9 protein-coding genes, 1 tRNA gene and 1 pseudogene are annotated in these 13292 nt (G+C 62.0%); all 11 read left to right on the top strand.

The window, feature by feature from the left end:
• Positions 1-218: 218 nt before the first annotated feature.
• A tRNA-Trp gene (locus tag ABNU97_RS14970) sits at positions 219-294 on the top strand.
• Positions 295-333: 39 nt separating this feature from the next.
• Positions 334-705, top strand: a complete 372-nt coding sequence (gene secE / locus ABNU97_RS14965) for a preprotein translocase subunit SecE (protein WP_348767479.1) — start codon at positions 334-336, stop codon at positions 703-705.
• A 16-nt stretch (positions 706-721) separates the two neighbouring features.
• Entirely contained in the window at positions 722-1255 is a 534-nt protein-coding gene (gene nusG, locus ABNU97_RS14960; RefSeq protein WP_293624666.1) for a transcription termination/antitermination protein NusG, read from the top strand.
• 89 nt (positions 1256-1344) lie between these two features.
• A complete protein-coding gene (rplK, locus tag ABNU97_RS14955) occupies positions 1345-1773 on the top strand; it encodes a 50S ribosomal protein L11 (protein ID WP_348767478.1) in 429 nt (142 codons plus the stop codon).
• Positions 1774-1776: 3 nt separating this feature from the next.
• Positions 1777-2475 carry a 50S ribosomal protein L1 gene (gene rplA, locus ABNU97_RS14950; protein WP_293624670.1) on the top strand — a complete coding sequence of 233 codons (699 nt, stop codon included), beginning with the start codon at positions 1777-1779 and terminating at the stop codon, positions 2473-2475.
• Positions 2476-2755: 280 nt separating this feature from the next.
• The gene (gene rplJ / locus ABNU97_RS14945; protein WP_348767480.1) at positions 2756-3277 is read left to right on the top strand and encodes a 50S ribosomal protein L10; all 522 of its coding nucleotides are present in this window, start codon (positions 2756-2758) and stop codon (positions 3275-3277) included.
• A gap of 47 nt (positions 3278-3324) precedes the next feature.
• Entirely contained in the window at positions 3325-3705 is a 381-nt protein-coding gene (rplL, locus tag ABNU97_RS14940; protein ID WP_293624674.1) for a 50S ribosomal protein L7/L12, read from the top strand.
• Positions 3706-3878: 173 nt separating this feature from the next.
• A complete protein-coding gene (rpoB, locus tag ABNU97_RS14935; protein WP_348767477.1) occupies positions 3879-7961 on the top strand; it encodes a DNA-directed RNA polymerase subunit beta in 4083 nt (1360 codons plus the stop codon).
• Between the two features lie 97 nt (positions 7962-8058).
• Positions 8059-12177, top strand: a pseudogene (gene rpoC, locus ABNU97_RS14930) (DNA-directed RNA polymerase subunit beta'); the annotation flags it as partial.
• Between the two features lie 230 nt (positions 12178-12407).
• The gene (gene rpsL / locus ABNU97_RS14925; protein WP_006913624.1) at positions 12408-12782 is read left to right on the top strand and encodes a 30S ribosomal protein S12; all 375 of its coding nucleotides are present in this window, start codon (positions 12408-12410) and stop codon (positions 12780-12782) included.
• Positions 12783-12821: 39 nt separating this feature from the next.
• Positions 12822-13292 (top strand): 30S ribosomal protein S7 (gene rpsG, locus ABNU97_RS14920; RefSeq protein WP_006913625.1); only part of this gene is annotated, 471 nt, incomplete at its 3' end.

Raw genomic sequence — 13292 nt, 5'->3', positions numbered from 1 at the left:
TTCGTGAAGGCGGCCGCACCGTGGGTGCCGGCGTCGTGACCAAGATTACGGAATAGGGAATAACGCGACGGCGGCGCGCGAGCCGTCGGGCGAACGCCCGGTTGCTCGTAGTGCCGCCTTCGTGTCTCTGAGTCGCGAGTGCGGCGGGGCAGTTGCCAAACCGGTAAACTGTGATAACATCCGCCGTCCTTTTTCGCGGGCAGTAAGTTTACGCGCATAGGCCAGTAGCTCAATTGGCAGAGCAGCGGTCTCCAAAACCGCAGGTTGGGGGTTCGAGTCCCTCCTGGCCTGCCACGTAAACGCGGTAGTTCCCACTTTTCGGTCGAGTCGTCGATGGCAACCCAAGAAAAACGTACGAGCTCCCTGCTCGACACAGCGCTGCTATGGCTTGCCATTGCCGTGCTGCTGGCGAGCATGGTCGGCTACTACTATTTCACGGCGCATACCGATCTGGTGCGCGTGCTCGGCCTGCTGGGCGGCACGGCTGTCGCTATCGCCATCGCATTGCAGACCGCGATCGGCAAGACCGCCTGGGCGTATATCCAGGGGTCACGTACCGAGCTGCGGCGCATGGTCTGGCCTACGCGCCGGGAAACCGTGCAGACCACGCTCATGGTCGTGGTCGTGGTACTCATTCTGGCCGTGTTCATCTGGGCGCTGGATATCGTGCTCGCTTGGGCTGTTCAATTCCTGACCGGCCGCTAGGCGCAAGGCGAATATTATGGCCAAGCATTGGTACGTGGTTCATGCCTTCTCGCAGTATGAGAAGAAAGTGCGCGACTCCCTCAAGGAGTACGCGGCGCGGCATGGCATGGAAGATTATTTCGGCGACATTCTGGTGCCGACCGAAGAGGTCGTCGAGGTCAAGGATGGCCAGCGCCGGACCACGGAGCGCAAGTTCTTCCCTGGCTATGTGCTTGTGCACATGGAAATGAATGACGACACCTGGCACCTGGTCAAGAGTGTGCCGCGGGTGCTGGGGTTCATTGGCGGCACGGCCGATCGTCCGGCGCCGATCACCGACGCCGAGGCGGATCAGATCCTCAACCGCGTCGAAGAGTCGGTCGAGAAGCCGCGTCCCAAGACGGTGTTCGAGCCGGGCCAGGAAGTGCGCGTCATCGATGGGCCGTTCGCCGACTTCAACGGCGTGGTCGAAGAAGTCAATTACGAAAAGAATCGCCTGCGTGTGGCGGTCACGATCTTCGGGCGTTCCACGCCGGTCGATCTCGAATTTGATCAGGTCGAAAAGAGCTGATTCGTTGTCGCGGCGCACGTAGCGCCGTATTCGTTGTCACAGGGAGCCCGGGTCAGGCCCGCGGCGCGTGTACCTGAAGGAGTAGTTCAATGGCCAAGAAGATTGCAGGCTATATCAAGCTGCAGATCCCGGCCGGCAAGGCCAATCCGAGTCCCCCGGTGGGTCCGGCGCTGGGTCAGCACGGCGTGAACATCATGGAATTCTGCAAGGCGTTCAACGCCGAGACGCAGGATATGGAGCCGGGTCTGCCGACGCCGGTTGTCATCACGGTGTTTTCGGATCGCAGCTTTTCGTTCATCAAGAAGACGCCGCCGGCGGCAATTCTGTTGAAGAAGGCAGCCAAGATCACCAGTGGTGCAGCGGATCCGCTGCGCAACAAGGTGGGTACGGTCACTCGTGCCCAGGTTGAAGAGATTGCGCAGACCAAGTGGGCGGACCTCAACGCGGCCGACATGGATGCCGCGGTTCGCATCATTTCAGGCAGTGCCCGCTCGATGGGCATCAAGGTGGAGGGCTAAGCCATGGCGAAGATTTCCAAGCGCAAGGCCGCCATCCGCGACCAGATCGACCCGGTCAAGGTCTATCCGGTGGATGAAGCCCTCGATCTGCTCAAGAAGCTCTCCAGCGCAAAGTTCACCGAGTCGGTCGAAGTGGCCGTTAATCTCGGCGTGAACGCGCGCAAGTCGGACCAGAACGTGCGTGGCTCGACGGTCATGCCCAACGGTACCGGCAAGAGCGTGCGCGTGGCCGTGTTCACCCAGGGCGAAAACGCCGAGAAGGCCAAGGCCGCTGGCGCCGACGTGGTCGGCTTCAACGACCTGGCCGAACAGGTTCAGGCCGGCGAGATCAACTTCGACATGGTCGTGGCGACGCCGGACGCGATGCCGGTGGTCGGTCGTCTGGGTCAGATCCTGGGTCCGAAAGGGCTGATGCCGAACCCGAAAACCGGCACGGTCACCACCGATGTCGAAACCGCGGTCAAGAATGCCAAGGCGGGTCAGGTTCAGTACCGTACCGACAAGGCCGGCATCATCCACTGCGCGATCGGCAAGGTCGATTTTGAAAACGCCGCGCTCAAGGAGAATCTGGCTGCGCTGATCGCTGATCTGCGCAAGGCCAAGCCGGCCAACGCGAAGGGCGTGTATTTCAAGAAGGTGTCGTTGTCGACGACGATGGGTCCCGGCCTGGCCGTGGATGCCGGCAGCTCGACGGCGGCCTAGGTAGAGATTCTGGCGCTACGTCCTCTGTGGTCGTGGCGCCGGTCAGGAAGTTCTTTGTAGCGCAGCCCGCTCTTTGGATGGCTGCGTCGTCAAAGACCGTTAGGCGAGCCGAAGGTGTCGGCTCTTAAAGGCGGCCACGCCAGCCTACGCAGATGACGTGTGTCGTGCGGTGCTTTCGAGTGCCAAGCGGCAGTCGTCGACGGGCACGTCTTCGGGCGTGTCCGGTCAATCATCCGGCGGCATGTGCCGTCGGTTTGCTCAAGGAGTGATGACTATGGCCATGAGTTTTCAAGCCAAGCAGGCCATGGTGGCAGAAGTCAGCGACGTGGCGAATCGCGCGCATTCCGCAGTCATTGCGGAATATCGCGGTCTCACGGCTGGCCAGATGGACGCACTTCGCGTGAACGCCCGTGAGGGTGGTGCGTATCTGAAGGTCGTCAAGAACAGTCTGGCCAAGCTGGCCCTGAAGGGCACCGAATACGAATGCATGAGCGATGCGTTCGTCGGGCCGGTCATTCTGGGGTTCTCCCTGGAAGATCCGGGTTCGGCGGCGCGCGTCGTCAGTGATTTTCGTAAGGATCACGAAGCCCTGAAGGTAACGGCGATCTCGTTCAACGGGCAGCTGCTGCCCGGCGAACAGCTGGATCGTCTGGCCAAGCTGCCGACCCGTGACGAGGCTCTGTCCCAGCTGATGCGTGTCATGAAGGCGCCCATCGACAAGCTGGCCCGGACCACGCGCGAGCCGGTTGCGAAGCTTTCCCGCACCGTGGCTGCAGTCCGCGACGAAAAGCAGGCTGCTTGAATCATTTGAATCGGGCCGATTGGCCCCAAACGTATTAGGAGCGAATAATGGCTGCTACGAAGGAAGAAGTACTCGAAGCGATCTCCCAGATGTCCGTGATGGACGTCGTCGAGCTCGTCGAGATGATGGAAGAGAAGTTCGGCGTATCCGCGGCTGCCCCGGTGGCCATGGCTGCGGCTGGCGGTGGCGGCGGCGAAGCCGCGGCGGCCGAAGAGCAGACCGAGTTCGATGTGGTTCTGGCCAGCTTCGGCGACAACAAGGTTGGCGCCATTAAGGCTGTCCGTGCCATCACCGGCCTGGGCCTCAAGGAAGCCAAGGAAATGGTTGAATCCGCGCCCGCCACCCTGAAGGAAGGCGTTGCCAAGGAAGAAGCCGAAGAAATGAAGACCAAGCTTGAAGAAGCCGGCGCCAAGGTCGAGCTCAAGTAAGGCAGGACGCGTCAAAGGCATTGTTCCAAACGATAATTTGACGCATTAGGGGAACTGGCTGGTAGCGGGAGACGCTGCCGGCCTTTTCCCGTTGCCTCCGACCGAAAGCGCGCGATACCGGCTGCGAAACAACTCACGGTTTTGCAGCAAGTCCAACCAGAGGGTTGAGTGACATGGCCTACTCGTTTACCGAGAAAAAACGTATTCGCAAGGACTTTGCGAAACAGCCTTCAGTGCTGGAAATGCCGTTCCTGCTGGCCACCCAGCTGGATTCGTACCGGCAGTTTCTGCAAAAGGACCTCGATCCCGAAAAGCGCGCCGGTGTGGGGCTGCATGCCGCGTTCTCATCGGTGTTTCCGATGTCCAGTCATTCGGGCAGTGCTGCGCTCGAATATGTCAGCTACCGGCTCGGCCAGCCCGTGTTCGACGAGAAGGAATGCCGCGTACGCGGCATGATCTACTCGGCGCCGCTGCGCGTGACCGTGCGTCTTATCATCTACGATAAGGACAGCAAGGCCACCCCGAAGCCGGTCAAGGACATCAAGGAGCAGGAAGTCTACATGGGCGAATTGCCGCTCATGACCGATACCGGCACCTTCATCATCAACGGTACGGAGCGGGTGATCGTCAACCAGCTTCACCGTAGTCCCGGTGTGTTCTTCGACCACGATCGTGGCAAGACGCATTCCTCGGGCAAGTACCTGTATTCCGCGCGCGTAATTCCGTACCGCGGCTCGTGGCTCGATTTCGAGTTCGATCCGAAGGACAACGTCTACGTGCGCATCGACCGCCGCCGCAAGCTGCCGGCGACGGTGCTCCTGCGCGCGCTCGGTTACGACACCGAGCAGATGCTGGAGATCTTCCACGAAACCAACATGTTCCACCTGTCCGACAAGGGCGTGGAAATGGAGCTGGTGCCGGAACGTCTGCGCGGCGAAACCGCGACGTTCGATATCAAGGCCGGCTCCGACGTGATCGTCGAGGAAGGCCGCCGTATCACGGTGCGCCATATCCGCAAGCTCGAAGAAGCAGGCGTGGATCGGCTCGAAGTGCCGGAAAGCTATCTCGTGGGCAAGGTGCTCGCGCGCGGCATTATCGATACCGACACCGGCGAAGAGCTGGCCCCGGCCAACACCGAGCTCACCGAAGAGCTGGTGGATGCGCTGCGCATGGCGGGTATCCAGGACGTGCCGACGCTGTACGTCAACGATCTGGATCATGGCCCGTACATGTCCAACACGCTGATGGTCGATCCGAGCACCACGCAGCTGGAAGCGCTGGTCGAGATCTATCGCATGATGCGTCCCGGCGAGCCGCCGACCAAGGATGCCGCAGAAAACCTGTTCGGCAATCTGTTCTTCAACGAAGACCGCTACGATCTGTCGGCGGTCGGTCGCATGAAGTTCAACCGTCGTCTGGGCCGCGAAGAGGCCACCGGCGAGTCCGTGCTGTCCAACGAGGACATCATCGACGTGCTCAAGGAGCTGGTGTCGATTCGTAACGGCATCGGCCAGACCGACGATATCGACCACCTGGGCAACCGTCGCGTGCGCTCGGTGGGCGAGATGGCGGAAAACGCTTTCCGTACCGGCCTGGTGCGCGTCGAGCGTGCCGTGCGCGAGCGGCTGTCGATCGCCGAATCCGAAGGCTTGATGCCCCAGGATCTGATCAACGCCAAGCCGGTGGCGGCCGCGGTCAAGGAATTCTTCGGCTCCTCGCAGCTGTCGCAGTTCATGGACCAGAACAACCCGCTGTCCGAGGTCACGCATAAACGCCGCGTGTCCGCGCTCGGCCCGGGTGGTCTGACCCGTGAGCGCGCCGGCTTCGAAGTGCGCGACGTGCATCCGACCCATTACGGTCGTATCTGCCCGATCGAGACGCCGGAAGGCCCGAACATCGGTCTGATCAACTCGCTGTCGGTGTATTCGCGCACCAACGAATACGGCTTTCTGGAAACGCCGTATCGCAAGGTCGAGAACGGCCGTGCGACCGAAGAGGTCGAGTATCTGTCGGCGATCGAGGAAGGCCGCTACGTCATCGCCCAGGCCAACGCCCGCGTCGACGACAACGGCGACCTGGTCGACGAGCTGGTTTCCTGTCGTCATCTGAACGAGTTCACCATGGCCTCGCCGGACCGCGTCCAGTTCATGGACGTGTCGCCGAAGCAGATCATGTCCGTGGCTGCATCGCTCGTGCCCTTCCTGGAGCACGACGACGCCAACCGCGCGCTCATGGGCTCGAACATGCAGCGTCAGGCCGTGCCCTGTCTGCGTGCCGACAAGCCGCTGGTGGGTACCGGTATCGAACGCAAGGTGGCCATCGACTCCGGCAACGCCGTGACCGCACGCCGTGGCGGCGTGGTGGAAAAGGTCGACGCCTCGCGTGTCGTGGTCCGTGTGTACGACGAGGAAACCTCGGCCGAGGAAGCCGGCGTCGACATCTACAACATGGTCAAGTACACGCGCTCGAACCAGAACACCTGCCTCAACCAGAAGCCGCTGGTGGCACCGGGTGATCGCATCGAGCGCGGCGACGTGCTCGCCGACGGCCCCTCCACCGACATGGGCGAACTGGCCCTGGGCCAGAACCTGCTGGTGGCCTTCATGCCCTGGCACGGGTACAACTTCGAGGATTCCATCCTTATCTCCGAGCGCGTGGTCGAGGAAGACCGCTTCACCTCGGTGCATATCGAAGAGCTGACCTGTGTCGCGCGTGAAACCAAGCTCGGGCCGGAGGAAATCACCTCGGATATCCCGAACGTGAACGAATCCGCGCTGCAGAAGCTGGACGAGTCCGGTATTGCCTATATCGGCGCCGAAGTGAAGGCCGGCGATATCCTGGTGGGCAAGGTCACGCCGAAGGGCGAAACCCAGCTCACCCCGGAAGAAAAGCTCCTGCGGGCCATCTTTGGCGAGAAGGCATCCGATGTGAAGGATTCTTCGCAGCGGGTGCCGCCGGGCATGGACGGCACCGTCATCGACGTGCGCGTGTTCACCCGCGACGGCGTCGAGAAGGATGCCCGTGCCCTGTCGATCGAGGAAGACGAGCTGGCCGAGGTGCGCAAGGACCTCAACGACCAGCAGCGTATCTTCGAGGACGACCTGTTCGATCGCCTACGTAGCATGCTGCTGGGCAAGGTCGCCGACGGCGGCCCGAACAAGCTCAAGGCCGATGCCAAGATCACCGCCGACTATCTCGACGGCCTCGATCGCGGCAAGTGGTTCGATATCCGTCTGCAAGACGAAAGTGCGCAGTCGCAGCTGGAATCCATCGCCCAGCGCCTGAAGGATCAGAAAGCCGACTTCGAGCGTCGTTTCACGTCGAAGAAGGAAAAGATCACTCAGGGCGACGAGCTCGCCCCGGGCGTGCTCAAGATGGTCAAGGTTTACCTGGCCGTTAAGCGTCGCGTACAGCCGGGCGACAAGATGGCCGGCCGTCACGGCAACAAGGGCGTGATCTCGCAGATCGTGCCGGTCGAGGACATGCCGTATCTGGAAGACGGTACCCCGGCCGATATCGTGCTCAACCCGCTGGGCGTGCCCTCGCGCATGAACATCGGTCAGGTGCTGGAAACGCATCTGGGCTGGGCAGCACGCGGCATCGGTCTGCGCGTGGGCGAAATGCTCGAGCAGCAGAAGGCGGTAGGCGAGATTCGGGAATTCCTGAAGAAGGCCTACTACACCGAAGGCGGCACCCAGGAAGACATCGACAGTCTCAACGATGAAGAGATGATGACGATGGCCGGCAACCTCGTGGGCGGTATGCCCACGGCCACGCCGGTGTTCGACGGTGCCGACGAAGACGAGATCCGGCGTCTGCTCAAGCTGGCCGGGCTGCCGGAAAGCGGGCAGGCCACGCTCATCGACGGCCGTACCGGCGATACGTTCTCGCGCCCGGTGACCGTGGGCTATATGTACATGCTCAAGCTCAACCATCTGGTCGACGACAAGATGCATGCGCGTTCCACCGGCCCGTACTCGCTGGTCACCCAGCAGCCGCTGGGCGGCAAGGCGCAGTTCGGTGGTCAGCGCTTCGGCGAGATGGAGGTCTGGGCACTGCAGGCCTACGGCGCAGCCTACACGCTGCAGGAAATGCTCACGGTGAAATCCGACGACGTGACGGGTCGTACCCGCATGTACAAGAACATCGTCGACGGCGATCACCAGATGCATGCCGGCATGCCCGAATCGTTCAACGTGTTGACCAAGGAAATCCGTTCGCTGGGTCTCAACATCGAACTCGAGGAAGATGATTAGTGAGGTACGCGGTGGCGGCCGGCTCGACCGGCCGCCAGCGGCGGACTAACCCACCGCCGCGCGTTGTGTCCACGCCCCTCACGATCTGGAGTACCCCATGAAAGATCTGCTGAATCTGTTCAAGAGCGCCGACGACGTCGAAGAATTCGACGCCATCAAGATCGGCCTCGCGTCGCCGGAAACGATCCGTTCGTGGTCGTTCGGCGAAGTGAAAAAGCCGGAAACCATCAACTACCGCACGTTCAAGCCGGAACGTGACGGGCTGTTCTGTGCGCGTATCTTTGGCCCGGTCAAGGATTACGAATGCCTGTGCGGCAAGTACAAGCGCATGAAGCACCGCGGTGTGATCTGCGAAAAATGTGGCGTCGAGGTCACCCAGACCAAGGTGCGTCGTGAGCGCATGGGTCATATCGACCTGGCCTCGCCGGTTGCCCATATCTGGTTCCTCAAGAGCCTGCCGTCCCGTATCGGCCTTCTGCTCGACATGCCGCTGCGCGCGATCGAGCGCGTGCTGTATTTCGAAGCCTATGTGGTCACCGATCCGGGCATGACGCCGCTCGAGCCGTACTCCCTGCTCACCGAAGAGGAATACCTCGACACGGTCGAGCAGTACGGCGACGAGTTCGCGGCCAAGATGGGCGCCGAAGCCGTACTCGATATCCTGCGCAACATGGATATGGCGGCCGAAGCCCAGCGCATGCGCGAAGAGCTCAATGCCACCGGCTCGGCCACCAAGATCAAGCGTCTCGGCAAGCGCCTGAAGCTGCTGGAGTATTTCCAGCAGTCGGGCAACAAGGCCGAGTGGATGATCATGCGCGTGCTGCCGGTGCTGCCGCCGGATCTGCGTCCGCTGGTGCCCCTGGACGGCGGCCGCTTCGCGACCTCGGATCTCAACGATCTGTATCGCCGCGTGATCAATCGCAACAACCGCCTGCGTCGCCTGCTCGAACTCAACGCCCCGGACATCATCGTGCGCAACGAAAAGCGCATGCTGCAGGAATCCGTGGATGCGCTGATCGACAACGGCCGTCGCGGTCGCGCCATTACCGGCTCCAACCGACGCCCGCTCAAGTCGCTCGCCGACATGATCAAGGGCAAGCAGGGCCGGTTCCGTCAGAACCTGCTCGGCAAGCGCGTCGACTACTCGGGCCGTTCGGTCATCGTGGTCGGCCCGACGCTCAAACTGCATCAGTGCGGTCTGCCCAAGAAGATGGCGCTGGAGCTGTTCAAGCCGTTCATCTATTCGCGCCTGCAGCGTCTGGAGCTGGCCTCCACGATCAAGGCCGCCAAGAAGATGGTCGAGCGTGAGGAGCCGGAAGTCTGGGATATGCTCGAGGAGGTCATCCGCGAGCACCCGGTCATGCTCAACCGTGCGCCGACCCTGCATCGTCTGGGTATCCAGGCGTTCGAGCCGGTGCTCATCGAAGGCAAGGCCATCCAGCTGCATCCGCTGGTCTGCACCGCCTTCAACGCCGACTTCGACGGCGACCAGATGGCCGTACACGTGCCGCTATCCATCGAAGCACAGCTGGAAGCGCGTGTGCTGATGATGGCGTCGAACAACATCCTGTCGCCGGCAAGTGGCGCGCCGATCATCGTGCCCACGCAGGACGTCGTGCTCGGTCTGTACTGGATGACGCGCTCGCGCGTGAACCAGCTTGGCGAAGGCATGACGTTCGCGGACGTGTCCGAGGTCTATCGTGCCTATGACGCCCAGCAGGTCGACCTGCAGGCGCATATCAAGGTGCGCATCAACGACGTTGACGTGGACGAGGACAACAACCAGACGCCGGTAACCCGAATCGTGGAAACCACGGTCGGCCGTGCGCTGCTGTCCGAAATCCTGCCCAAGGGTCTACCGTTCAAGCTCATCAACCGCGAGCTGGACAAGAAGGCCGTAGGCGACGTTATCAACTCCAGCTACCGCGATGTCGGTCTCAAGGACACCGTCGTGTTTGCTGACCAGTTGATGTACACGGGCTTTCGCATGTCCACCAAGGCGGGCATCTCGATCGCCGTTGGCGACATGGTCATCCCGGAAGAAAAGACCACCGTGCTGGCGCGTGCCGAGGACGAGGTCAAGGAGATCGAGGAGCAGTACACCTCCGGTCTCGTGACCCAGGGCGAGCGCTACAACAAGGTCATCGATATCTGGTCGCGCGCCAACGAGCAGATCGCCGGCGCCATGATGGACAAGCTCGGTCTCGACGAAGTGGTCGACTCCGAGGGCAACGCCATCGACCAGACGTCGTTCAATTCGATCTTCATGATGGCCGATTCGGGTGCCCGTGGTAGCGCGGCCCAGATTCGTCAGCTGGCCGGCATGCGTGGCCTGATGGCCAAGCCGGACGGCTCGATCATTGAAACGCCCATTACCGCGAACTTCCGTGAGGGTCTGAACGTACTTCAGTACTTCATCTCCACGCATGGTGCGCGTAAGGGTCTGGCTGATACCGCGCTCAAGACCGCGAACTCGGGTTATCTGACCCGGCGTCTCGTGGACGTCTCCCAGGACGTGGTCATCACCGATCACGACTGCGGTACCGACCAGGGCATCATGATGTATCCCATCGTCGAAGGCGGCGATGTGGTCGAGCCTCTGCGCGAACGCGTACTCGGGCGTGTGCTGGCCTCCGACGTGGTCGATCCGGCCACCAACCACACGCTGCTCGATGCCGGTCAGCTGCTCTCCGAAAAGGAAGTGGATCTGCTCGAGGTCAACTCGATCGACGAGGTCCACGTCCGCAGCCCGATTACCTGCGAAGCACCGTTCGGCGTATGTGCCCAGTGCTACGGCCGCGACCTGGCCCGTGGTGAGCGGGTGTCGATCGGCGAATCGGTGGGCGTGATCGCCGCACAGTCGATCGGCGAGCCGGGTACCCAGCTGACCATGCGCACCTTCCATGTGGGCGGCGCCGCCTCGCGTGCGGTCTCGGCCGACGGTGTGGAAATCAAGTCCGCGGGTACCGTCAAGCTGCACAACATCAAGACGGTCGAGCACGCCGAGGGCGGACATCTCGTGGCCGTATCCCGCTCCGGCGAGATCGGCGTCATGGACGAGAACTACCGCGAAAAGGAACGCTACAAGATTCCTTACGGCGCGCGCCTGCACGTCGCCGAGGGCGACTCGGTGGAAGCCGGCGCACGTCTGGCCGACTGGGACCCGCATACCCATCCGATCATCTCGGAAGTCGCCGGCAAGGTGAAGTTCGAGGAGTTCATCGAGGGTGTCACCGTTCAGCGCGAAATCGACGAGATCACCGGCGTATCCACGCTGGTGGTCACCGAGCCGAAATCGCGCGGCCAGGGCAACCGCGATCTGCGTCCGGTGATCAAGCTGCTGGACAACGACGGCAACGAGCTCAACTTCCCGGGTACCGAAATCCCGGCCGCCTACAGCCTGCCGCCGAAGGCCATCGTGGTGGTCGAGGACGGCCAGAGCGTGGTTGTGGGCGACGTGACCGCACGTATCCCGCAGGAATCGTCCAAGACGCGTGATATCACCGGTGGTCTGCCGCGTGTCGCCGATCTGTTCGAGGCACGCAAGCCCAAGGTGCCGGCGATTCTCGCCGAGGCCGCGGGTACGATTCGCTTCGGCGAGGCGACCAAGGGCAAGCAGCGGCTCAAGATCGTGGACTCGGAAGGCTACGAGAACGAGATCCTCATTCCGAAGTGGCGCCAGATCAACGTGTTCGAAGGCGAGCACGTCGAGAAGGGCGAAATCATCTCGGACGGCGAGCCGATGCCGCACGACGTGCTGCGTCTGCAGGGCATTCCCAAGCTGGCGGACTACCTGGTCAAGGAAATCCAGGACGTCTACCGTCTGCAGGGCGTGCGCATCAACGACAAGCACATCGAAGTGATCGTGCGGCAGATGCTGCGCCGGGTGGAAATCGTCGATGCAGGCGATACCTCCTTCCTGCAGGGCGAGCAGGCGGAATACCAGGCGGTACTCAACGAAAACCGTCGGGTCGAGGCCAAGGGCGAGCAGCCGGCGACCTTCGACCGGTTGCTGTTGGGTATTACCAAGGCCAGTCTGTCGACCGAGTCGTTCATCTCTGCGGCGTCCTTTCAGGAGACCACCCGTGTGCTCACCGAGGCGGCCGTACGCGGTGCCCGTGACGACCTGCGCGGTCTCAAGGAGAACGTCATCGTGGGTCGCCTGATTCCGGCCGGTACCGGCCTGGCTTACCACGAACAGCGGCGCCGTGAGCGTCTCGGCCCGCTGGACCTGGAAGGCGCGCTGCCGCGCGACGAACAGATTCCGGGCGCCAGCGAAGAAGCCGAGGCCCAGGAATCCACGAACGAAGACTCCGCCTGAGGCGATATGGCGCGCCGTGCTTGACAGCGCGGCGCGCCACTATTAGTATCCGCCGTCCTTTAACGGCAGCACGACGTCGGGTCGCGCTGCCTTAATATTTTTCATCGATCGAGTAGGGTGACGACGTGTCTACGGTCAACCAACTGGTCCGCAAGGGCCGCAAAGACAAGCGCCAAAAGAACGACGTACCCGCGCTGCAGGGCTGTCCGCAGCGCCGTGGTGTGTGCACGCGTGTCTATACCACCACGCCGAAGAAGCCGAACTCCGCGCTGCGTAAAGTAGCCCGTGTTCGTCTGACCAACGGTTTTGAAGTCGCCAGCTATATCGGCGGTGAAGGTCATAACCTGCAGGAACACTCGGTCGTGCTCATTCGTGGCGGTCGTGTAAAGGATTTGCCCGGTGTGCGTTATCACACCGTGCGCGGTGCGCTGGATGCCTCGGGCGTCGAAGCGCGTCGCCAGGGCCGTTCCAAGTACGGCGCCAAGAAGCCGAAGTCCTAGTTCGAACGTACTAGTTCCCAGAATACCTAAAGGTTCACTATGTCCCGTCGTGCATCCGCGCCGCGTCGCGAAATCCTGCCCGATCCTCGCTACCACAGCGAGCTTCTTGCCAAGTTCATGAACATGATCATGGAAGACGGCAAGAAGTCGAAGGCCGAGGCCATCGTTTACGGTGCGCTGACCCAGATCGGCACCAAGAAGGGTACCGATGAGCCGCTGGAGATCCTCGAAGAAGCGCTGGACAATATTCGTCCCGCCGTCGAGGTGAAGTCGCGTCGTGTCGGTGGTGCGACCTACCAGGTGCCGGTCGAGGTGCGCGCAGTGCGTCGCACCACGCTTGCCATGCGCTGGGTGATTGACGCGGCGCGCAAGCGCGGCGAGCACTCGATGGCGCAGCGTCTGGCCGGCGAACTGCTGGATGCGTCCGAGCATCGCGGCGCTGCGGTCAAGAAGCGCGAAGACACGCATCGCATGGCTGACGCCAACAAAGCCTTCTCGCATTTCCGCTGG

This window comes from uncultured Salinisphaera sp., assembly GCF_964012375.1.
Classification (GTDB): domain Bacteria; phylum Pseudomonadota; class Gammaproteobacteria; order Nevskiales; family Salinisphaeraceae; genus Salinisphaera.
Note: the sequence above shows the minus strand (reverse complement) of the source record. Positions and strands in the feature narration are given on the sequence as shown.